At 70.8% G+C, this 21,467-nt stretch carries 16 protein-coding genes and 1 pseudogene; 8 read left to right on the top strand and 9 right to left on the bottom strand.

What is annotated here, in order from left to right:
- Positions 1 to 584: 584 nt before the first annotated feature.
- Positions 585 to 896: a putative quinol monooxygenase gene (locus NQU55_RS24385; RefSeq protein ID WP_168096595.1), complete on the top strand. Its 312-nt coding sequence runs from the start codon at positions 585 to 587 to the stop codon at positions 894 to 896.
- Between the two features lie 91 nt (positions 897 to 987).
- Here the strand turns inward: NQU55_RS24385 and NQU55_RS24380 are convergent, their stop codons facing one another.
- Positions 988 to 2,028: a vWA domain-containing protein gene (locus tag NQU55_RS24380; RefSeq protein ID WP_256791124.1), complete on the bottom strand. Its 1,041-nt coding sequence runs from the start codon at positions 2,026 to 2,028 to the stop codon at positions 988 to 990.
- Positions 2,029 to 2,319: 291 nt separating this feature from the next.
- On the opposite strand from NQU55_RS24380, the gene NQU55_RS24375 reads away from it, so the two are divergent.
- Positions 2,320 to 2,769 (top strand): spore-associated protein A, encoded by a 450-nt coding sequence (locus tag NQU55_RS24375; protein WP_256791123.1) that lies wholly within the window; start codon positions 2,320 to 2,322, stop codon positions 2,767 to 2,769.
- Between the two features lie 262 nt (positions 2,770 to 3,031).
- Here NQU55_RS24375 and NQU55_RS24370 read toward each other — a convergent pair whose 3' ends face one another.
- The gene (locus NQU55_RS24370; RefSeq protein ID WP_168096603.1) at positions 3,032 to 3,526 is read right to left on the bottom strand and encodes a MarR family winged helix-turn-helix transcriptional regulator; all 495 of its coding nucleotides are present in this window, start codon (positions 3,524 to 3,526) and stop codon (positions 3,032 to 3,034) included.
- A gap of 130 nt (positions 3,527 to 3,656) precedes the next feature.
- Here NQU55_RS24370 and NQU55_RS24365 point away from each other — a divergent pair, with 130 nt between their 5' ends.
- Together NQU55_RS24365 and NQU55_RS24360 are read left to right on the top strand one after the other, a co-directional pair.
- Positions 3,657 to 4,403: a dienelactone hydrolase family protein gene (locus NQU55_RS24365; RefSeq protein WP_168096604.1), complete on the top strand. Its 747-nt coding sequence runs from the start codon at positions 3,657 to 3,659 to the stop codon at positions 4,401 to 4,403.
- 246 nt (positions 4,404 to 4,649) lie between these two features.
- Positions 4,650 to 5,411 (top strand): hypothetical protein, encoded by a 762-nt coding sequence (locus NQU55_RS24360; RefSeq protein WP_168096605.1) that lies wholly within the window; start codon positions 4,650 to 4,652, stop codon positions 5,409 to 5,411.
- A 72-nt stretch (positions 5,412 to 5,483) separates the two neighbouring features.
- Here NQU55_RS24360 and NQU55_RS24355 read toward each other — a convergent pair whose 3' ends face one another.
- The gene (locus NQU55_RS24355) at positions 5,484 to 5,801 is read right to left on the bottom strand and encodes a hypothetical protein (protein ID WP_168096606.1); all 318 of its coding nucleotides are present in this window, start codon (positions 5,799 to 5,801) and stop codon (positions 5,484 to 5,486) included.
- Positions 5,802 to 5,981: 180 nt separating this feature from the next.
- Here NQU55_RS24355 and NQU55_RS24350 point away from each other — a divergent pair, with 180 nt between their 5' ends.
- The gene (locus NQU55_RS24350) at positions 5,982 to 6,926 is read left to right on the top strand and encodes a zinc metalloprotease (RefSeq protein WP_256791121.1); all 945 of its coding nucleotides are present in this window, start codon (positions 5,982 to 5,984) and stop codon (positions 6,924 to 6,926) included.
- A 260-nt stretch (positions 6,927 to 7,186) separates the two neighbouring features.
- Here NQU55_RS24350 and NQU55_RS24345 read toward each other — a convergent pair whose 3' ends face one another.
- The 3 genes from NQU55_RS24345 to NQU55_RS24335 all read right to left on the bottom strand — a co-directional run bounded on the left by NQU55_RS24345 (position 7,187) and on the right by NQU55_RS24335 (position 12,735).
- Positions 7,187 to 8,221 (bottom strand): RimK family alpha-L-glutamate ligase, encoded by a 1,035-nt coding sequence (locus NQU55_RS24345; RefSeq protein ID WP_256791118.1) that lies wholly within the window; start codon positions 8,219 to 8,221, stop codon positions 7,187 to 7,189.
- A gap of 253 nt (positions 8,222 to 8,474) precedes the next feature.
- Positions 8,475 to 9,425, bottom strand: coding sequence for an alpha/beta fold hydrolase (locus NQU55_RS24340; RefSeq protein ID WP_240977006.1), 951 nt, complete (start codon positions 9,423 to 9,425; stop codon positions 8,475 to 8,477).
- A 301-nt stretch (positions 9,426 to 9,726) separates the two neighbouring features.
- Positions 9,727 to 12,735, bottom strand: a complete 3,009-nt coding sequence (locus tag NQU55_RS24335) for an AAA family ATPase (protein ID WP_256791117.1) — start codon at positions 12,733 to 12,735, stop codon at positions 9,727 to 9,729.
- A 377-nt stretch (positions 12,736 to 13,112) separates the two neighbouring features.
- On the opposite strand from NQU55_RS24335, the gene NQU55_RS24330 reads away from it, so the two are divergent.
- Positions 13,113 to 14,873, top strand: coding sequence for an amidase (locus NQU55_RS24330; protein WP_256791115.1), 1,761 nt, complete (start codon positions 13,113 to 13,115; stop codon positions 14,871 to 14,873).
- Positions 14,870 to 16,414: a DHA2 family efflux MFS transporter permease subunit gene (locus tag NQU55_RS24325; RefSeq protein ID WP_206329579.1), complete on the top strand. Its 1,545-nt coding sequence runs from the start codon at positions 14,870 to 14,872 to the stop codon at positions 16,412 to 16,414. The genes NQU55_RS24330 and NQU55_RS24325 overlap by 4 nt, the downstream gene beginning before the upstream one ends.
- 77 nt (positions 16,415 to 16,491) lie before the next feature.
- On the opposite strand, the gene NQU55_RS24320 is transcribed toward NQU55_RS24325, so the two are convergent.
- A complete protein-coding gene (locus tag NQU55_RS24320) occupies positions 16,492 to 16,923 on the bottom strand; it encodes a helix-turn-helix domain-containing protein (protein WP_168094016.1) in 432 nt (143 codons plus the stop codon).
- A gap of 139 nt (positions 16,924 to 17,062) precedes the next feature.
- Between NQU55_RS24320 and NQU55_RS24315 the strand changes: the two genes are divergently transcribed.
- Complete coding sequence (locus NQU55_RS24315) at positions 17,063 to 18,271, top strand: hypothetical protein (protein WP_168094017.1); 1,209 nt, start codon at positions 17,063 to 17,065, stop codon at positions 18,269 to 18,271.
- Positions 18,272 to 18,543: 272 nt separating this feature from the next.
- Here NQU55_RS24315 and NQU55_RS37275 read toward each other — a convergent pair whose 3' ends face one another.
- Together NQU55_RS37275 and NQU55_RS37270 are read right to left on the bottom strand one after the other, a co-directional pair.
- Positions 18,544 to 19,119 carry an acyl carrier protein gene (locus tag NQU55_RS37275; RefSeq protein WP_443744704.1) on the bottom strand — a complete coding sequence of 192 codons (576 nt, stop codon included), beginning with the start codon at positions 19,117 to 19,119 and terminating at the stop codon, positions 18,544 to 18,546.
- A gap of 12 nt (positions 19,120 to 19,131) precedes the next feature.
- Positions 19,132 to 20,547 (bottom strand): annotated as a pseudogene (locus NQU55_RS37270) (amino acid adenylation domain-containing protein); the annotation flags it as partial.
- Between the last annotated feature and the right edge of the window lie 920 nt (positions 20,548 to 21,467).

The following is a 21,467-nucleotide window of genomic DNA, read 5'->3' as shown; positions in this document are numbered from 1 at the left end:
GGCTACGGCCTGACGCTGCTGCCGTGCTCGCCGGTTTCGGTACAGCTGTTGTGGTGAGCGTGGTCGGCTTGGGCGTGGGAGCAAGCTGGAACCTTGTTTCTCACGCCATGGTCATCTGGGGTTTTGACGTTGCGTACGCAGCCCACTTGATGCGGTGCCTCCGGGCGAATCGTGCAACGTCGGCAAGTGAAAGGGGGCGTTGGGTAAGGCCGGTCCGGTGATCGGCCATGCGGAGAGTCACCGGTGCCGCGCCTGCGGCAGCCCGGCAGCCCGGCAGCCGGGTCCGGCCGGTGGGCAGCCGCAGGCTTGACCTCCGCACCCGGACCCGGACCCGGACCCGGACCGCTCACCACCTGGTGGGATTCCACCGACCGTCGAACATGGGCTGTTCCCCGGCGGGATCGGCCATTGTGATGGTCACAGACCGGGACACCACGCTGAAACGATCTTGCGCTCCCGCTTCAGACCTTGTGAAGGTGCAGGTCGGCAACCGGGTCGGTAAGAGCGATGGCAGATCGCTTCCTCTGACCGGCTGCCCGGGCCCCCGCGACGGCGGCGGCCCGCCCCGCCCTTGAGGAGCAACCTTGTTCGACCTCATCGTCATCATCCGGGTCACCGAGGCCCCTGATATCGCCATAGTTGCCGACGCTTTGAGTCGCATGCGCGCGTTGTGTCTGGCAGAGGACGGTTGCGTCAGCTGGGAGGCCTACCAGTCACACGAGGAACCAAGCAGATTCGTCCTGGTCGAGCACTGGGCCAGCCGCGCCCACTGGGAGGCTCACGATGCCGGTGACGCCATCCAGAAGATCTACATCCCTGAGATCATGCCGCGCATCGAGCGCGAAGTGTATCCAAGCGCTCGCGTTCGCAGCGGGCATGAAGAGGCGACTGCCTGAGCCGGCCTGGACGGATTGTTGAACGCGCAGGGAGCCTCTCCGGCCGGGCCGGCGGCGGCTCCCGAGGCGCCGGTTCGTAGCTTCCAAAATGTCAGTTCATGAAAAGCACCCGGGTGTTCGGCACGAGCTTCCGGTTGACGCTGGTGCTCTGCACGAAAATGGTGAAGTCGTCGTTGTGGTCCGGCTTGATGCGGACTTCCATGTCCGGCAGGCCGAGCAGGGCCCGGGCCTCCGGTCCGGTGTACACCCGGTCCGTCTTCTTCTCCAGCACCGCGATCTGCTTCTTCGCCTGGACCTTTTCCGTCTTGCTCAGCTGATAGAACGCGCAACCGGTACGGTACGTGTGCCCGCTTTCGGTGATCCATTCCCGGATGGCCGCTTCGCGAGTCACCGGGATCAGCTGGTATTCCGACGGGTTCACCGGGGTGAGACCGGCAGCCTTGATGGTCTCCTTATTGACCGCCTCCGCACCCGTGGAGAACACCGCCCGCGTTCCCCGGATGCCCTGGGTGCGGCCGATCATGAATTTCTCGGTGGCCTGCTGGATGACCTGCCCGGCTTCTTCCAGGCCCTGGGTGCTCGTGGCGTCCCAGATGGCGATGTTGTCCTTCGGGAAGCCGTACTGCATGGCCTCGCGCTTGCCCATCTGGTCCGGCACGAGAACGGCCAGCGTCCAGTTGTCATCCTGTGTCGCGATCATCTCGGCCACGGCCTGTACCAGTTCACGCGGATCCTTGGCAGGAGCGCCCGGGCAGCGGTGGCTTGCGTTCTCCTGCCCGTCGGTCAGGATGAACGTCAGGAAGCTGTGGTCGCCGTACAGCTGAGCTGTCTGCGCCAGTTCCTGCTGCGACTTGAGCGCAGCTGCCAGAAGAGCCGTCATTCCATTGACCTGGTACAGCTGCTTCAGGGACGGCATCCGCAGCACGTCCTTGTCGTAAATAACGCACTCCACCGTGTTTGCGAAGACATACACGGTGACGCGGGTTTCCTGGTCCAGTTCCTTCGACCGGCGGGCCAGATAGGCGATCTGCTGGTCGGCGACCTCGACGACCTTGCGGCTCAGGCGCGACATGGACGAACTGGCATCCAGCACGAGAGCAACGTGGTTGATGTAGTTCTGGTTTCCGGACATGGCGGCTCCCCCTTTTGTTGTCTTCCGACTCGGTACTCCGATCCTCGCACCCACCACTGACAATCGACCTCGGCTCCGGGTGGGACGCAGACGGAGGGGGAGGGGGAGGGGGAGGGGGCTGGTCGACGACGGGTTCCCGTCGTGCGGCGTGGTGGCCGGTTCTGATGTGTGGGGATGAGGGGGCGTGCAACCCCTTTGGGGCGTGGAGTGTCTGTGTGGGCACGGAGACGGCCGTCCCGCGCACGTCCATCAACCGGCACCATGCGACTTGCGACTTCTACGGAGGACACAGTGAAACGTGCTGTACGTGCCCGCGTTGCGGGAGCTGCGCTGCTCGTCACCGCCACGACCGCCACCGCGCTGGTGGCGGGCGGCGGGACGTCCGTTGCCGCTCCGGCCCGTGCTGCCGCCGCGTACAACCAGGAGTGCGGTACCGGCTACGCGCAGGTCAACCAGATCCCGATCCCCGGCCGCGGGACGGTCTTCCTGGCCTACAACAAGGCCACCGGGAAGAACTGCGTGATCACCAAGCGGAACAGCTCGGCAGGCTCGCGGCTGTGGGTGGGTTCCTGGCTCCAGCGCAACCAGGAACTGAAGTCGAAGCAGGAGCAGTACGGCTTCTTCACCTCGTACTCGGGTCCGGTCCACCTGGACGCCAAGGGCAAGTGTGTGGACTGGGGCGGCGAGATCGACGGCTATGTCGTGGCCCGCTACAAGACGAACTGCGGCACCCTGGCCTAGGCAGGTAGGCAGGTAGGCAGGTAGGCAGGTAGGCAGGTAGGCAGGTAGGCAGCAGGTCCGCTGATCCGCGGGCCGAGACGGTGAGCGAGCGGTGGGCGGGGTGGGACGTACAGCCCTGGCCGTCGCTCCGCTCATCGCCGCCTGTGGCCGTAACACTTCCGGGGCCCGCCTCCCGGCTCGGCGTTTCAGGGCCACCCCCAGTGACCATCCACGGAGCAGCGTTCCGGGCAGCGTTGCTGCCGGTTGCTGCCGCTGCGCACCGTCAGGGGGCCCGGGTGTGGTGGTCCAGCAGGCGGGTGAGCAGCTGCACGAACTGGTCGCGTTCGGCCGGGTCCAGCGGCGCCAGCAGTTCGTCGTGGAGGTCGTCCAGGACCTTGTCGAGGCGGTGCAGCCGTCGGCGGCCTCGGGCGGAGATCGTGATGATGTTGCGGCGCCGGTCGTCGGGATCCGGGGCCCGCTCGACGAGGTCGCGTTCGGCCAGTTCGTTGAGCACGCCGACCATGTCGCTGCGGTAGATGCCGGTGCGCTCGCTGAGGGTCGCTTGGCTGCCCGGCCCGTAGTCCTGCAGCGAGGCGAGCACGGCGTAGTGCCATTTGCGGGCGTCCGCCTGGGCAGCCAGTCCCTCGGCGATCAGTTTGTCCGACCGAGTGGACAGCTGTGACAGCAGCCGGCTCGCCCGTCGGCGCAGCCTGTCGGGCGTCTTGAGCGCCTCGGGCGCGCTGTCGTCGGGTGTGTCCTCGGTTTCGGCTCCGGTCATGGCGCCCACCCTACCCGTTGCGTTAGTCGGGCTAACGATGTACGTTCGCTCACGCCGATAACGTTAGTGCAACTAACGCTATTTGAGTGCACTTCCTAGCCAGTTGAGTGAACTTCAGAGAAGGAAGAACTTGCCCACCAAGACGCTGCAGATTCCCACCCCGGACGGCCGGGCCGATGCGTTCGCCGCCCTCCCCGACCACGGCGAGCAGCACCGGCACCCGGGTGTGCTGATGTACGCGGATGCCTTCGGTATACGGCCCGTGCTGGAGGAGATGGCCCGCGAACTGGCCGGGCACGGCTACTACGTGCTCGTCCCCAACTTCTTCTACCGGCACGGCCCGGCGCCCCTGATCGAACTTCCCGAGCACATCGGAGAAGAGATCCGGTCCGAGGCCGTCGCCCAGCTGATGCCCTTGATCAAGGCGCACACCGCGGAACGCATCCGGCGCGACGCCGACGCCTACCTCCGCTTCCTCACCAGCCGGCCCGAGGTCAGCGCCGGACCGGTCGCGGTGACCGGTTACTGCATAGGCGGCCTCCTGGCCATGCACACCGCCGCGGCCCACCCCGGCCAGGTGGCCGCCGTCGCCGGATTCCACGGCCCCGTGGGCGCCGACGGGCCCGACAGTCTGCGCCGCCTCCTCTCTACGCTCACCGCCCAGGTCCACCTCGGCCACGCCGAAACCGACATGACGCCCGAGGCCCTCGGCGAGCTCAACCAGGCCCTCGACGCCGCGGGTGTCGTCTACACGTCCGAGATCTACCCCGGCACGGTCCACGGCTTCACCATGTCCGACACCGACGCCTTCGACCCCGCCGCACTGCAGCACCACTGGGACCGCCTGCTCACCCTCCTCGGCCACACCCTTGGGTAACAGCCGAGGCTCCGGGCTCGGACACCACACTTGAACCAGATGGCTCTGGAGTCCCCTCTGCGCCACGTGCTCGCTGAACCTGCCGGGTGGGTGAGGCGGGCTCCTGGCCGGGACGGCGCTGCCCCTCCCGGGAGGTTACGGCGGCCGCGAGGTTACGACCTCCGGGAACCACCGGGCCGCGCTCGCCGCGCCGCGCCGCTCACCGTGTGCCGGGCATTTCACCGGACCGGATGGGATAAAGGGGGCATGGCGAATGCGATCGAGGACGCCGACGTCGAGATCAAGCTCATCATCCCGGGCGAGGCGGCCGAGGCCACGTGCCGGCTGCTCGGGCTTGAGGACGACGAGGGAAAGCGCCTGACCGTCTACTTCTGGGACAAGCCGAGCGAGAACGGCGACGACATCCGTCTCCCCCTGTCGGAGGCCGGCGCCATCATCCGGCTGCGCAAGGCCGTGAAGGGAGACGAAGACGACCTCACGGCCAAGCTCCGGCCCTGCGACGTGGATGCACTGCCTGAGGGCTGGCGTGCGAACCGGGACGGCAAGGATTGGGAATTCAAGATCGAACAGGACTGGACGGGCGACACCCGCGTCTGGGCGGCCTCGCTGAAGGTGGACGGCGCCTTCGAGCGGCCCGTCGCCCATGCCCACGGCGGCGGATCGTCGCAAGGGCCGCGGCTGACCGGGGACCAGCGCGTACTGCTGGCGAGCGCCGGCGCCGGCGACGACGAGCTGGAGGGACTCGTGGCGCTCGGGCCGATCGAGGCCGTGAAGTGGAAGCCCGCACGGCGTGACCTGGTCCATCCGCTCACCGCGGAGCTCTGGAACGCCGGAAACGGCCTGCGCTTCCTGGAGCTGTCTCTCCGGGCACGTCCCGCCGACGCCCCTGCCGCGCAGAACCTGCTGGAACACGCCCTGCTGGAACGGGGCGTGCAGCCGCCCTCGCAGCAGGTGTCCAAGACCCGCACCGTCCTGACCGCCCTCGCCCGCGCGCACCTCGGGCGGTAGTGGCGTATCAGGCACGCACGCGGATCAGACACAGGCGCGGATCAGACACATGCGGATGAGGCGCGCACGTGGTCAGGCACGCACCTTCAGCAAAGCCCCGTCGCAGTGCAGGATCTCCAGACGCCGTCCGGGACGGCTCGTTCCGGGGAAGGTGACGGTGAGTGACCGGCCGTCCGTCGCCGCCTCCCATCGGCCCGCCACGCTGCCGGGAACGTCGCGGCTGCCGATGGGGTGGTCGGTGAACGTTCCGTCGGGGGAGATCTCCATGCCCCTGCGGCCGCGAGCGGGCGGGAAGGGGTAGCCGGCCGGCCGGTAGACCGTTACGCCCTCGCGGTCGTCCTCGTAGGAGTGGACCCAGTGCTGGAACAGTTCGGCAGGCAGTTCGCTCACGCCCCGGCCTTCCTCGTGCATGCACCTTTTGCGGCAATTTGCAACTCAAGATAGCCTAGTAGTGAGTTGTTCACTTCGCGTGAGTCGTTCACCTCGCAGGATGACGACCGCTACTACCGCACACGGTAAAAGCCCACCTGGCCACAGCCGCTTTCGCGCGGCCGAAACCGGAGGTGCAGCGTGTCCGAGAACGACGCTACCAACCTCAGCATTCCACAACGACGGGACTGCGGCACGATGCCGGTGCACCACCGGCTGATGGCCGAGGACCCGGCGTACGCCACCGCGCGTGTCGAGATCGAGAACCAGGCCTTCGCCTATGAGACGGGCGCCGCGTCCACCGCACGCGTCGGCCCGACCCGGATACCGGTCGTGGTGCACGTGCTGTTCAACACCGCAGCGCAGAACATCAGCGATGCCCAGATCACCAGCCAGATCGACGTTCTGAACCAGGATTTCCGAGCTCAGAACCCTGACGTCGCCAAGGTGCCACCGGTCTGGAAGCCGCTCGTGGCCGACGCCCGCATCCAGTTCCACCTGGCCACCGAGGACCCGGAAGGACAGCCCACCGACGGCATCACCCGCACACAGACGCAGACCACACGGTTCAACATACGAACCGATGACGCGAAATCGGCGTCGACCGGCGGCCACGACGCGTGGCCCGCCGACAAGTACCTCAACATCTGGGTCTGCCCGCGCATCTTCAACCCGGCCGACGGCGATGAGATACTCGGCTACGCCCAGTTCCCCGGCGGTGCCCCCGAGACGGACGGAGTGGTCATCGGCCACCGGTTCTTCGGTACGAACGGCACCTCTTCGGCCCCCTTCAACCTCGGGCGCACGACGACCCACGAGGTGGGACACTGGCTCAACCTGAGGCACATATGGGGCGACGACGGCGAGGGCTGCAGCGGCAGCGACTTCGTCGCGGACACCCCCAATGCCGGCGGCCCCAATTTCGGCACGCCGACCTTCCCCAGCCTGACGTGCAGCAACGGGCCGGACGGCGACATGTTCGTCAATTACATGGACTACACCGACGACAAGGGCATGTTCATGTTCACCAAGGGCCAGGCGGCCCGCATGGACGCCGCGCTCGACTCCTTCCGGTCGTCGTTCTGAGGGCTGGTCCCTGACGGCCTGTCGTCGTTCCGGCGACGGAATTCGGCGAGCGGGCGCCCCGAGTGGTCAGCGTCCCCGATTGATCAGCGTCGCAGCTCGCCGAAAGGGCGTGCGGCATCGACCAGGGTCGTCTCCAAGCTCACCGCGCGTCCACCGTGGTCGCCCTGCCGATCAGCAGGATGCCCTGTGGGCGCGCCTCTCCCGGCGGCCGTGGCGCACGGCCGCCGACCGCCCATGACCGTGGCCGACAACCACAACTTTCAGTGATCGCCGGCGGCCGGATAGCTCCTCGCGCCGCCACCATGGTCGGTGTCAGTGGGTCTGGGAGCCGCCCATGAGGCCGGCGGGGATGTCTCGCGGTGACGGGTTGAGAGGGCGTGGGCGATGCGGGCTGTGATGGCGGGGGTGACCGCGGTCATTTCCGGGCGCCAGCCCGGGACGGCGTTCACTTCGCAGATGGTGAAGGTGTCTTCGGAGGTGAACAGCAGGTCCACTCCGGCGATGTCCAGGCCCAGGGCACGCGCTGCGCGCACCGCCAGCTGTTCTGCCTGCGGGTAGCGGCCCGCGCAGAGTGTGGCGGAGCCGCCTTTGGCGATGTTGGCGGTGAGGGTGCCGTTGTGGGAGGCGTGCAGTACGACGCCCACCGGCTCGCCGCCGACCACGATCACGCGCAGGGTGCGGCCGTGGGAGTGAGCGATGTGCTCCTGGAAGAGGAACGGTGCTTCCTGCGTGAGGCTGCCGGCCACCTCACCGAGCAGATGCGGGTCGGGGGCCAGGAAGACCTGCCCGCCCTTGGCGCCGCTGACGGACTTCACCACGCACGGCGTGCCCAGGTGAGGGCTGCGCACGACGCCTTCCAGGGGAGCGGTGGCGTAGGAGACGGTGTCGGGCACCGGCAGCCCGGCCAAGGCGAGTTCCTGCAGTTGCCAGACCTTGTTGCGGGACTTGAGCTGGGCGTCGACCGTGTTGATGAGGGTGCTGCCCATGTGCTCAAGGTGCCGTAACAAGGTCACCTCGCGGTCGTTGCGCATGGGGCCGGCCACCTGGCGAACGCACACCACGCCAGGAGCGGGCAGGTCCGCGCCGCCCAGGGTGCGCAACACCAGCCGGCCGCCTTGGACGCCGAAGAGGAGCTCGTCGGTGTGCCAGACGGCGAAGCGGGAGCCGTAACTCTCGGCAAGGGCTGCTGCCAGTTCGCGAGTGGACCGGCGCAGTACGGCCGGCCGCTGCCGCACCAGCATCCACACGTCGGCGGGTGCCGGGATCGCCGACAGGGCACGGGGTGGTGTGACCACTCTGGCTCCTCACCTCTGTGCAACGTTGCTGCCTGCGGCCTGCTACCCGCTGTCTGCGGGGCATCGAGGGGCCAGTCTCTCAGTTCCGTGATCGGGGTGTCACGGCGGGTAGGACCCGGTGTCGTCCTGCTGGGCAGGATGACACCGAGATGCCGAGGCGCCGGGCGCCGACGGGCTCCTGGCGACCGGCTCCCGAAGCGGCAGGGGGCCGGTCAGGGCCCGCCCCACCACCCGCGCCGGGCAGCTGCTCCCGTCACGCGTCCGCGGGGCGGGCGCCGGGCCGAGCGGTCCCCGTCGTTGCGGCGGATTCCAGGTGTGCCACGAGCGCGTCGGCGACCGGTCCTACGGCGCCCGTGGTGAGCATGTGGCCCATGCCCGGGACCATCATCAGGTGGGCGCCGGCGATCGCCTGGGCGATCAGGCGGCCGTGGCCGGGCTTGACGGGTTCGGCGGTGCCTTCGATGACGAGGGTCGGGGCGGTCACCCGGGGCAGCGCCCCGACCGGCTCGCATGCGAGGTCGGTCATTCCGGCGAGCCGGTGGTTTGCTGCGGTGCGCGGGTCGCGCATGCGGTCGTGGAGCTTTTCTTCGAGGCGGCGCTGGGCGTCCTCGTCGAATTCGGAGGGGCGCTCGGTGCCGTGGAGTATGCGAGCGAGTTCGATCTGGAAGTCGATGGCTTCGGCCCGGGTGGTCGGCGGCGGGCTCACGGCCGCCTGGCGGAAGAACGCGGTGAATTCCGGTGCCGGCTCAGGCAGGCTGCCTTCAGGCTGCGTCTCGCCGGTCAGGGCGCGGACGATGACCTGTCCTTCGTGCTCGCCCAGGGGCGAGGAGCCGATCACGGTGAGGCTGTCGACCCGGTCGGGGTTCTCGACGGCGATCCACTGGGCGAGGAGCCCGCCCGCCGAGTGCCCCACGAGATGCGCGGAGCCGATCTCCAGGGCGTCCATGAGGCCTACGGCGTCCGCTTTGAGGTCGGCCCAGGTGTAGGGGTGCTCGGCGAAGTCGCGGGCGGTGGAGCGGCCCACGTCCCGGTGGTCGTAGCGCACGACGTGGTAGCCGGCTGCGGCGAGGCGGCCGATGAACTCGTCCGGCCAGAGCAGCCCCTGGCTCATCGAGCCGGCTATGAGCAGTACCGCCGGGTGGGAGGGGTCGCCGAACTCCTCCGTCCACAGCTCGATGTCGCCCACCGTGACCATGCGTCCCATCGCTGACATTCCTTGTCCCCGCTTTCGGTACGACGCGCTTGGCGTTCGTGTTCTCGTTTTGTCCGCCTGTCGTTGCGAACAGGCAGAACTCTGCCGTCCCCGGTCCACCGGTGGTATCCGTAGGACCACTGGTGCCGGGCTACTGGCGTTCCACTGGTGCCACTGGTGCCACGGGTGGGGCTACCGGGGCTACAGCCCGCCGCTTCGCCGCTTCGCCGCTTCGCCGCTTCGCCGCTTCGCCGCTCCACCGGGCTACGGGATCCTCCGCGTTCCCACCGGCGAGGTGCCGGTCCGTGGTCTGTCACTGCAGCAGGCGGGCCAGTTCGGTGCGGGAGGTGATGCCGAGCTTGGGGTAGACCTTGTACAGGTGGTACTCGACGGTGCGCGGGCTCAGGAAGAGTCGGGCGGCGACGTCCTTGTTGCTCACTCCTTCGGCGACGAGGCGGGCGATGCGCAGTTCCTGAGGGGTGAGGGTCTGCAGGAGGGCGGGTCCGGCGGGTTCGGTCGTCTCGCCTGCTGCCCGTAGCTCGCCCTGCGCGCGCTGCTCCCAGGGAGCCGCCCCGAGGCGGTGGAAGGTTTCCGCGGCGTCGCGCAGGTGGGGGCGTGCCTCGCTCGCGCGGCGGTCGCGGCGCAGCCGCTCGCCCAGCAGGAGCGCGGTGCGGGCCCGGTCGTAGGCGGTGGCGTCGCGGTCATTGCCTGTGTCGAGGAGCTCGAGTGCGTGCCGCAGGAGGTCGAGGGCGGCGCCGTCGTCAGCAGTGGACAGCGCCTGGCAGCGGGCGAGTACCGCCTGCGCCCGGGGCGAGGCGGCGTGGGCCGACCACTGCTCCAGGAATGCGGTGGCGGTACGGGCGGCTGCGTGGTCCCCGGCGGCCGCGGCGGCCTCGACCCGGTCGGCGGTGGAACCCCACACCACGACGGGGTGCCCCGCGCCCGGCCTGGCCGTGGTCAGCGCGGTGAGCCGTTCGTGGGCGCGGTCGTGGCGGCCGAGGCCGAGGTCGAGCAGGCCCAGTGCGTACGACGCGATCCCGGCGCGCAGACCGAGGCGGTGCGGGATGGCGATGGCCAGGGCCTGCTGCGCGTACGTGCGGCAATCGTCTTCGTGGCCGCGGACGGCGGCGCAGACGGCGAGGTTGGCGAGGTGGGCGGCGGCGGAGTTGTCGAGACCGGCTTCCCGGGCGAGGGCCAGGCCTTCCTGGGACAGGGCGGTGCTGAGCGCGTAGTTGCTGTTCATGCGTTCGGCGGTGGCGGCGTTCTCCAGGACGACGGGCAGGGTGCCCACCATGCCGGAGACCTTGGCGACGCGTCCGGCGCGGGCGCCGTGGCGGGCGGCGGCATCACTCTCGCCGAGCAGGCTGGCTGCGGCCGCTGCCCACAGCAGGCGAGCGGCCTGCCCTCCGTCGCCTCTGCCACTACCGCTGCCACCGCCACTGTGACTGTCCCTGCCGCTGCCTCTGCCGGCGTCGTTGTCGTTGTCGTGGTCCGGGAGGGCGGCCAGGGCGCGGCGCAGCAGACGGGCGCCCTCACCGGTATCCCCGGCGTGCCATGCGCCCATCCCGGTCAGGATGTCGCGCAGGAACGCATCAGCAGCCTCCTCCGGCCCTGTCGCCGCGTCGGGGAGGGCCAGTTCGGATGCCCGGGCACCGATGCGTATGGCGGCGCTGGTGTCGCCGACGTAGGAGGCAGCCTCCGCAGCATCAGCGAGCAGAGCGAGGACGACCCGCCGGGCATCGTCGGCCCATGATGGCTGCGGCGCGCCCGCGGCACCGTGAGAAGCCGCGGCACCCGCGCCCTGGTCTGCAGACCCCGCACCCGCATTCGGGCCTGAAGACCCCGCCGCCTCCGGCCCGCCCCTGGCCGACCCGTCCGCCGACAGCGTGTGCACCGCAGCGCGCTCCGCCGCATCCAGGAAGGCCCGCAGCGCCTCGGCGGCGTTGCCGGAGGACAGTTCGAACCGGCCGCTGAGCTGTGCGATCTCGGCCAGCAGGACGGGCTCCTCGGCGAGTTCCCGGGCCGCCGCGAGGGCGGACTGCGCCCGCCCGGGGTGCCCGCCGAGCCATGCCGCCGCCGCGGTGTCCTTCAGCCGCCGGGCCCTGGCCCGCGCGTCCGGGGTCAGCTCGGCGGCCCACGACAGCATCCGTGCGGCGTCGGCGTAACCGCCGCGCGCGCACGCCCGCTCGCCCGCGGCGGCGAGTTCGGCGGCGATCTCCTCGTCGGGGCCGGTCGCGGCCTCCGCCCGGTGCCGCGCCCCGCGGTCGCGGTCGCCCGCCTCGGACAGCAGCGCGGCGAGGTGGCCGTGCACCGCGCGACGCGTCGCCGGGCCGGCCCCGGCGTGCACGGCGGCACGGATCAGCGGGTGCCGGAAGCGGACTTCGGCAGGCCGGATCTCGACGACACCGGCCGCCTCGGCGACGTACAGCGCATCGGGGGACACCCCGAGCCGCTCCCCGGCCGCCCGGATCAGCCGGACGTCACCGCGCCCCTCCAACGCGGCGGCGAGCAGGACGAGCCGGGTGTCCTCGGGCAGTCGCGCGATCTGCTCCCCGTAGACGCCGGCCATGCCGTCGCCCAGGGGCAGCGGGTCGGGCAGCGGCGCCCGGCCCGTCAGCTGCTCCGCGGTCAGCAGACCGGCCGTCTCCCGCAGGGCCAGCGGATTCCCTCCGGTCGCCGCGGTCAGGACATCCACCACAGCAGGCACAGGCTCGGCCGTCGCACACGCCGCCAGCACTTCGCGCGCACCCTGGGCGTCCAGACCCGTCAGGTCCACGGCGGGCAGGGTGCGCAGCGCCTGCCTGGCCCCGGGGGTGTCACGCGTTCCGATCAGCAGCCCTGCCCCCTCACCCCCGAACCGCCGGGCCGCAAACAGCAGAGCGTCGGCAGAGGCCTGGTCGACCCACTGGAAGTCGTCGACGACACACACCATGCCCCCGGGCGCCGATGCCTCCACCAGGAGGGACAGCACCCCGGCCGCCACCAGGAACCGGTCCTGGGCTGCCGCAGGCTCAGCCAGTCCCAGAGCAGCGTGGACGGCGTCCCGCTGCGCGCCGGGCAGCGCGTCCGCCAGCCCGATCACCGGGCGCAGCAACTGGTGCAACGCGGCGAAGGCCATCCCGGCCTCGGGCTCCGCACCGGTCGCCGACAGCACCCGCGCGGGAGCGGCGCGCCGGGCGGCGTACTGCAAGAGCGTCGATTTCCCGGCCCCGGGCTCACCGCGCAGGACCAGCTCCCGGCCGGCGCCGGAGCGCACCTCCGTCAGGAACGCCTCGATCGCTTCGAGTTCGCCCTCACGCCCGCTGATCCGCTCGACCGCCATGCTGTGCCCGTGCCCCCGTGAACGCCGCAAGGACGGCCCCATGCCGCCCTCCCTTTCGGCGCGGCCGACTGTACATCCCCACCCCCTCAGGTCATTTCCCCAGGTCACACCCCTAGCCCGTCCCCATCCGGGACATCGTCCCCGGGCACGACGGCAACCCGGCCGAGCGAGTGGGCCGTGTTCACCGCCGCCGGCACGACCGTGTGGCGACGTCAGGCGGTCGCCATAGGGCCGACGGTCGCAGGGCCGTGGCGGCGGTGTGCGGCGCCGAGGAAGTTGCGTTCAACCCGGGTTGAGTTGGGAGGGTCACGTCTCACCGGCCGTCCGCGTTCATGGACGCCGATATGTGGAGGTGAAGCGTGAGTGAAGCGTTGCCCATGCCCATTCCGATGCCCACGCCCATGCCCATGCCCATCCCCGTTCCCCTGCCCCTGACCTTGACCGAAGCCGCGCAGGCGTTGCGGGACGGGAGCGTGACCAGCGTCGGGTTGACCGAGGCCGCCGTCGCCGCGGCCGAACGGGCCGACGGGTCGCTCGGGGTGTACGTGACGCGGTTCGTCGAGCAGGCCCGGGCGGCGGCCCGCCGCGCCGACGAGGAATTGGCGCGCGGCATCGACCGCGGGCCGCTGCACGGGATCCCATTCGGAGTCAAGGACACCATCGCGGTGGCGGACGGACCGACCACCGCGCAGAGCCTGGTCCACGACCGGGACTGGTGGGCCGGGAGGGACGCCCCGGTGGTGGCCCGGCTGCGGGCTGCCGGGGCGGTGATCACCGGGAAGACCACCGCGATGGAGTTCGGATGCGGGCTGCCGGAAGAAGACAAGCCCTTCCCGTTGCCGCGCAATCCGTGGCGGACCGAGTCCTGGGCCGGGGGCTCCAGTTCGGGCTCGGCCAGCGGCCTCGCGGCGGGGATGTTCCTGGCCGGGCTCGGCAGCGACACCGGGGGCAGCATCCGGATGCCCGCCGCGTTCTGCGGGGTCAGCGGGCTGATGCCGACGTACGGGCGGGTGCCCGTGGCGGGGTGCGTGCCGCTGGCGTACAGCCTCGACCGGGTCGGCCCGCTCGCCCGGAGCGCCAGGGACTGCGCGGCGGTGCTCGGCGTCATCACCGGAGAGCACGACGGCGTCGGCGCCTCCTTCCACGCCTCCTTCCACGCCTCCTTCGACGACACCGGGTGCGGCGAGGGCCTGGACGGACTGCGGATCGGCGTTGTACGGGAACACCACCTCCCCGCGGACGGCGATTCGTCGCTGCCCGGCGCGTTCGACGAGGCAGTGTCGGTGCTCGCCGGACTCGGCGCCGTCCCGGTGGAGATCCGGCTGCCCTACTGGCACGAGATGATCACCACGACGTTCGTGACCGCGGCCGGCGAGGGTCTCGCCCACCACCGCACCGCCCTGTCACGGCACTGGGACGACTACGGCGTGGCCGCGCGCGGCCTGCTTGCCACGGGCGCCCTGATATCAGCCGCGGACTACGTCCAGGCGCAGCGGGTGCGCACGGTGGCGCAGCGGGCCGTGGACGCGCTGTTCGCGGATGTCGACGTGATCGTGTGCCCGACCGCGTCGGTCGGGGCACCGCCGTTCGCCGCCCTGGCCGACGAGGCGGGGCACCAGGACCACGCGGGTGTGTTCGGGCAGATCTACACCCCGTACTGGAATCCCTTGACCAACCCCGTCCTCGCGGTGCCGATGGGCCGCACGGCGACGGGTCTGCCCCTGTCGATGCAGATCGCAGGCCCGGTGGCGGGCGAGGCGGCGATCCTGCGGGTCGGGGACGCCTTCCAGCAGCACACCGACTGGCACCGTCGCATCCCTGATCTGTCCGCGACCGTGGCCGTGTCCGTGTCCGTGTCCGTGGCCGCGGCACCGCATGCACGTGCCGCCGCGGGATGCGGGGAGCACCATCTGCGTGAAGGAACCGCCACACAGCCCGATGCGGCTGTCCGGGTGCGGAGCCTGCTGGCCGCAGCCGGGCTGCCCGCAGGCGAGCGGGAGATCACCGGATTCGAGGCTGCGTACACCGCCCAGCGCCCTGCTGTCGACGGCCTGTTCGACGTCCCGGCGGCGGGCGACGCCCGGCCCGTGCTGCGCCCGGACATCAGCGTCCGGCCGGACGACGAGGAGCCCGCATGAGTACGCGACCGGAGTTGGAGCCCGCCGTGGAGCCCACCGTGGAAGCAGGCAGGGAAGCAGGAACGGAAGCAGGAACGGACCGGCCCGCGGAGCGGCGTACCCGTCGTGTCGGCAGTACCCTCTGTACCCACGGAGGCGAACGGCTGGTGATGGGCCTGGCCTGTACTGGTTCGTTCGTCGTCATCCTGGACGCCACCATCGTGTCGGTGACGCTGCCCGCCATCCGGACCGCGCTCGGCTTCTCACCGGCAGCCCTGCCTTGGGTGGTCAACGCCTACACCCTCGCCTTCGCGGGCTTCCTGCTGCTCGGCGGCCGGTGCGCGGACGTGTTCGGCCACCGGGCGACGCTGCTGACCGGGGCGGCACTCTTCACTGCCGGCATGGTCGCCTGCGGCTTCGCGGTGACAGCGGAGGCGCTGCTGGCCGCGCGGGCCGTGCAGGGGCTCGGTGGGGCCCTGCTGATGCCGGTGACGCTGTCGCTGCTGACCACGACGTTCACCGAACCGGACCGACGCGCACGGGTACTGAGCCTGTGGAGCGCGGTCGGAGCGGCCGGTGCCGCGTCCGGGCCGGTGGTCGGCGGCGTCCTCATCCAGTGGGCCGGGTGGCGCTGGGTGTTCTTCGTGACCGTCCCGATCGGGGTGCTGTGCCTGGTCGGCGCCGCGCGCGGGCTGCCGCGGCACGACCGCTCCGGCCGGCCGCCCCTCGACGTCGTGGGGGCCGGACTGGCCACGGCCGGGCTGACGGGCGTGGTGTATGCGGTGATGCGTGCCGCCGTCGCGGGATGGACGAGCCCGCAGGCCACGGGCCCGATGGCCGGCGGGGTCGTGCTGCTGGGGATTCTTGTGCTGCATCAGGCGCGGTGGGCCCGGCAGCCGCTGCTCGCGCTCGACCTCTTCCGGCTTCGCGCGGTGAGCAGCGGCAACGTGGTGATGCTGCTGCTCGGCCTGGGTTTCTTCGCCAGCCCCATCCTGTTGTCGCTGTATCTTCAGGACGTGCACGGCTGGTCGCCGCTGCGCGCCGGGCTCGGCTACCTGCCGGTCGGGGCGGCGATGTTCGCCGGCGCCCGGGCGGCCGGGGCGCTGACGCTACGGTTCGGGCCGCGCCGGACCGCCGTGGTGTGCTGCCTGTTGGGCGCGGCAGGCTTCGCGGGTGTGGCGGCGTCGCTGGGCGCGGACGGCTCTTCCTGCCTGCTGACGGTGGTGGTCTCCGGCGTGGTGTTCGGGTTCGGAACGGCCGCCGCGTTCACCCCGATCACGGTGGCGGCGACCGGCGGCGTCCCACCGGCGCGCAGCGGTCTGGCCGCGGGGGTGCTGAACACGGTCCGGCAGACCAGTGGGGCCGTCGGGCTGGCCGTGACCAGCACGGTCTCGGCCACGACGGCGGACGCATGGGCGGCCGCGCATCCCGGGCGTGGTGGCGCGCACGGGGCGGCCGCGCTGGCGCACGGTTATGGCGTCGCGTTCCTTGTCTGTGCCGGGTGCGTGGCTGCTGCCGCGCTCGTGGCGGCTCTGGCCATGCCGCGGTCCGGCAGCGTATGAGCCGCTCCGGCACCGTGCCCTGCTCCGGGTGACCACCGGCACCGCGCTATCAGGCCTCGCCACGTGAGCGGTCAGGGTCAGGGGGACACGGGGACGGTCGCCCGGAAGTCCGGGCATTTCTCCAGGTCGTCGCCGTGTGCGCAGGTGAGGAGGTGGCCGAGATAGGCGCGCGCGGCATTGAGGCGGGCGATGTGCGCGTCGAGGGCGGCGATATGGCCGTGGACGGTCTCCTGCCAGTCGGCACCGTCGCCGGTGTCGTCGGTGACGCCGGTGTCGCCGGTGCCGGTGGCGTCACGGTGCAGGAGGCCGGCGATCTCCTCGATGGACATCAGGCCGGTCTCCCGCCACAACTTGATCAGTGCCACGCGGTAGACCTGCTCGGTGTCGAAGTACCGTCGCCCGGAACGCCGGTGCGGCTCCACCAGACCGCGCCGCTCCCAGTAGTGCAATGTCGAGAGCGGCAGTTCGAACCGGTCCGCGACGTCTCGTATCGGAGTCAGGTCGTCCATGACCCCATGATCTCGCAAGGACCTCGACAGACCGTCGTCCCGTACCTATGGCCACTTGTGTCCCAGCCGTACCGAATGACGGACTCCGCCCCTACCGTGTCTGATCATGAATACCTCGCGAAGAGCGGTCATACGCGGCATGGCGGCGATACCCCTGGCTGCTGCCACCGGCGGTCTGCTGCCCTCCACAGCGCACGCGGCGTCCGACGGCTTCCCCCTGGCGATGCGGCTCAGCCCCTCGCAGAACCATCGCTACTGGGGCACCGCAGCCGAGACTCTGAGCCGCCGCTTACCCGCCGCGGACCTGGTCAAGGACGTGCTGCGCCAGGCGACACGCACCGGTGGCTCCGTGGGCAACTGGCGTGACGGGCCCGGCACGGGCGTGGAGCCGACCGGCTTCGACTACGGCTTCTCCTGGGACCCGGACACCAAGGACCCGCACGGCCAGCTGGACGGCAAGACCACCCAGTGGTACCCCCAGGGAATCAGCACCAGCGTCGACGGTTACGGCGGCACCGTGGACGGCCGGAAAGTCGTCGCCGTCAGCTGGTACGGCTACGAGAACTACGAGAAGCGCGGCGCCCGGATCAGCTTCGTCGACGTGACCGGTGACCCGCAGAAGCCGCGCTACGAACACGTGCTGCTGGTGGAGCCCATCCAGGAGGAGGGCTCGGACACCGCCACCTTCCAGCCGGTGATCATGCACGCGGGCGGCGTGGCCTGGGTCGGGAACTTCCTCTACGTCGCCAACCTGCCCGGCCGGCTCGCTCCCTTCAAACAGGGCGGGCTGAGCGCCTTCGACCTCTCCCGGATGGTCAAGGTGGACGGCGCGGACAAGGCCAAGGCCTTCGGCTACGACTACATCCTCCCGCTGCACCACGTGTACGAGAACCGGGGCAGCGGCAAGCTGCGGCACTCGCAGCTGTCACTGGACCGCACGCGCCCCAACGAACCCCACTCCCTCGTCGTCAGCGAATTCCTGGACAACGGCGACCGGGGCAGGGTCGTGCGCTGGGACCTGGCGCCGACCGGCTATCTGGTCGACGGGCTGTCCGAGGAGGACTGGCTGTCCAAGACCTACGTCCAAGGGGCGGTCGCCGTGGGCAAGGACGCGTACTACGCCGCCAACGACCGCGGCACGCAGGGCCCCGCAGCCAGCGAAGCGGTCGGGGCACTCGCCCCGAAGGCGGGGCAACTGTGGCTGCACAAGGGCCGTAGCGGCGACCCGAAACTCCACGGAACACTCGCCATCGGACCCGAAGACCTCAGCTACGACGCCGACCGCCTCTGGAGCGTGGCGGAGCACCCCGACCTGCGGCGCGTCTACCGGATCCAACTCCGCCGCTGATCGCACGCCGCCGCGCGCCGGGCCACCCGGCGAGGCCCTGCGCTGCGCCAGGAACTGTGCTGCACCAGGAACTGTGCTGCACCAGGTACCGCGCAGGGCCGAGGACGGCCTTCGGTGAGATCCCGTCCGAGGCGTGCTCGGCGCCGACGGAGGCCCGTGAGGCGGGAGATGCCTGCCCTGCCCTGCTGGCCAGGTCAGCGGTCGGGCGGGACAGGGCAGGGCAGGACAGGGGACGGACAAGGTAGGACGGGTGTGCGGTGCCGATGTCGGCGTCAGCCGAGCGCCTCGCGGGTCAGCGCTGCCACCTGTTCCAGGGTCGGCTCGCCCGCGATGCGGGTCAGTTGCGCCACGAATGCCTTTTCCTGTTCCGGGGCCAGCAACTCCTGGCAGACGGCCCCGGCCATGGCGAGCAGCGAGAGCGAATCACCGCCGAAGCGGTGGAAGTCGGCCTGGGCGTCCAGCCGGGAGCGTTCCACCCCGAGGGTGCGTGCCCAGATGTCCGCCACTGCCTCCTCGACCGGATCCGTCGGCTCCGCCGCTTCGGCCCCGCGCTTGTCCGGGCGGTCCGCACTGTCCGCACTGTCCGCTGCGCCGTCGAACGGGTCCGGCAGCGCCTTCGTGTCCACCTTGCCGCTCACTGTGTAGGGCAGTTGCGGCACCACCATGGTGGCGGCCGGGACCATGTAGGAGGGCAGCAGTTCGGCCAGGTGCCCGGTCAGCTCCGCTTCCGTCACGGGGGAGGAGGTCAGCACGTAGCCGTACAGGGCTTTGCCCGGATGGCCGGGCCTGGTCCTGGTGGCCACGACGGCCCGTTCCACCGCAGGGTGCTGCTCCAGCGCCCGGGCCACCTCGGCGGGTTCGACCCGATGCCCGCGTACCTTGACCTGGTCGTCGATGCGTCCCACGTACTCGATCTCGCCCGACGGCAGGAGCCGGGCGAGGTCGCCGGTGCGGTAGACGCGGCTCTCGTCGGCGAGGTGGACGAACCGCTCCCGGTCGAGATCGGGGCGGCCCAGGTAACCGCGGGCGAGCTGCGCCCCGCCCAGGTACATCTCGCCGGTCTCGCCGGGGGCGACGAACCGGCGCTCGGAGTCCAGCAGGAATACGGTCGTGTTGTCCGCGGGGAGACCGATCGGTACCACGGCGCCGGTGCCGTCCACCACGGGGTCGAAGGTGTGGGCGGTGCACCCGATGGTGGCCTCGGTCGGGCCGTAGAGGTTGATGATGCGGCAGTCACGCCCGAACATCTCCTGGGCCCGTGCGGCCACCTCCACCCGCAGCTGCTCACCGACCACGACCACCGTCCGGTATCCGGTGGGCGACAGGTCGAGCCGTCCGATCAGGTCGAGGTGGGCCGGGGTGAGGTTCAGCGTGTTGGCGCCCGAGTGCTGCAGCAGCTCCCGCAGTGAGAGGTGGTTGGGGTCGTCCGGCATCAGCACCACGCGACCGCCGGCCAGCAGCGGCAGGAAGACGGACGTGCCCGAGACGTCGAAGGAGGGTGAGGTGAGCAGAGGCATCCGGGTGTCCCTGTCCACGTCGAACGCGCGGGTCGCCCAGTGGACGTAGTTGAGCAGGTTCCGGTGCTCGATCTGCACACCCTTCGGCCGGCCGGTGGAGCCCGAGGTGTAGATGACGTAGGCCAGGTCCTCGGGACTGACGGCGGCGTCCTCGTGCGGTGCGGAAGCGGGAACGGGGCCCGGAACGAGGTCCGGATCAAGGTCGTGAGCGTGATCGTGATCGGGGCCAAGGCCGGGGTGGGGGCCGGGGCCGGACTGGGGATCGCTGACCACGAGGTCGTCCAGAATCAGCGCCTTACGGTTCGATCGGACGCATTCGCGCAGGTCATAGGGCCGTTCCACCAGGCAGAAGGTGACGTCGGCGTCGTCCAGCAGGTCGGTGAGGCGGGCGTCCGGGTGCCGGACGTCCAGCGGGAGGTAGCACGCCCCTGTCCGGAGCACGCCCCACAGCCCGGCCAGTGCGGCCACGGTACGGCCCGCCAGCAGCCCCACTACACTGCCGGCCCCGACGCCTTGACGGCGCAGTTCGGCGGCGACGGAATCCGCTCGGATGCTCAACTCCCGGTAACTTACGTCGCCTTCGGGGCCGCTGACCGCGATGCGGTCCGGCGTGCGCTCGACCTGCGCACGGAAGAGTTCGATGACCGAGTGGCCGGACGGCAGCGGGCGTTCGGTGCGGTTGCCTTCCCACTGCCGGTACTTTCCAGGGGACAGGGCCTCCTCGATGGTGTCCAGCACGGCGTCCGCGCGCTCCGCCATGCCGGGGCCGTCATGCCAGGCCACGGTCAGCTCCGTGTGCCCGCCGGTTTCCACCAGGTTGACCTCCAGCGGGCTGCCCGGGCTGGTGGTGCCCAGCGTGTAGACCGTGCGGGCGTGGAACTCCCCGGCACTGTAGTCGGCCAGGTCGACGCTGCCCATGTGGGAGAGGTAGGCCAGGCTGTTGTAGCGGTTCTTCCGGGTCGCGAAGTGGTCGATGCCGGTGTTGACGGCCCGCAGCAGCGGCAGCGGCATGCGCAGCGTCGACTTGGCGAACGGCGGGGCCAGTTCGGCGCTTTCGGCAAGGGCGGTGAGTATCCGCTGGTGCACCTCCTGCCAGGTGTCACCGGCGCTGACGTCCAGCCGCAGCGCGCGGACGAGCGAGGCGGTGGAGCGCGGTTCCGGGAGGTGGCGGCGCAGGTCGACCGGTACGAAGAACCGTCCGTGCCCGGAGCCGTACGTGTCGGCCAGCGCCGCGGCGATCCTGGCCGTCGCCGCCGGGTGGCGACCGTCCACGGTGCGGCGGCGCCGGAGCAGGCCGGACGAGGTCGCGGCGCGACGGCCGAGCAGCGACGGCCACTCCATCTTGGGGGTGGGCAGGGCCGGCGGCAGGCCGCCGGGCCGGACGATCCGCTCGATCAGCTCCTCGTCGTTGAGCCGGGACGGTGCGCCGAGCGGATCCTCACCGCGCAACACCCGGAACACGTCCGCGGCCCAGAGCAGCAGGCCGCGCCCGTCGGTGACGCCGTGGAAGGCACGGAACACCACGGTGGAAGGCGTTCCGGGGATCAGTACCACCTCGCATGTGGCACCGGAGCCGTCCAGCGTGCGGTGCAGGTAGGGCGCGCCGAGTCGGCCGTGGTCGCCAGGCGTACGGTCATGCTCGTCGGGCGTGCCGGCGACCACGGTGACGGTGGGAGGCG

The organism is Streptomyces telluris, assembly GCF_024519335.1.
GTDB classification, from domain to species: Bacteria; Actinomycetota; Actinomycetes; order Streptomycetales; family Streptomycetaceae; genus Streptomyces; species Streptomyces telluris.
The sequence above is the reverse complement of the archived record's forward strand: the minus strand, read 5'-3'. Positions and strand labels throughout refer to the sequence as shown.

Excerpts from the sequence above, each read along its gene's own strand:
- NQU55_RS24380 (WP_256791124.1), bottom strand. The coding sequence starts at position 2,028 with ATGTCCGGAAACCAGAACTACATCAACCACGTTGCTCTCGTGCTGGAT.
- NQU55_RS24370 (WP_168096603.1), bottom strand. The coding sequence starts at position 3,526 with ATGACCGGAGCCGAAACCGAGGACACACCCGACGACAGCGCGCCCGAG.
- NQU55_RS24360 (WP_168096605.1), top strand. The coding sequence starts at position 4,650 with ATGGCGAATGCGATCGAGGACGCCGACGTCGAGATCAAGCTCATCATC.
- NQU55_RS24340 (WP_240977006.1), bottom strand. The coding sequence starts at position 9,425 with ATGGGACGCATGGTCACGGTGGGCGACATCGAGCTGTGGACGGAGGAG.
- NQU55_RS24335 (WP_256791117.1), bottom strand. The coding sequence starts at position 12,735 with ATGGCGGTCGAGCGGATCAGCGGGCGTGAGGGCGAACTCGAAGCGATC.
- NQU55_RS24330 (WP_256791115.1), top strand. The coding sequence starts at position 13,113 with ATGCCCATTCCGATGCCCACGCCCATGCCCATGCCCATCCCCGTTCCC.
- NQU55_RS24325 (WP_206329579.1), top strand. The coding sequence starts at position 14,870 with ATGAGTACGCGACCGGAGTTGGAGCCCGCCGTGGAGCCCACCGTGGAA.
- NQU55_RS24320 (WP_168094016.1), bottom strand. The coding sequence starts at position 16,923 with ATGGACGACCTGACTCCGATACGAGACGTCGCGGACCGGTTCGAACTG.
- NQU55_RS24315 (WP_168094017.1), top strand. The coding sequence starts at position 17,063 with ATGGCGGCGATACCCCTGGCTGCTGCCACCGGCGGTCTGCTGCCCTCC.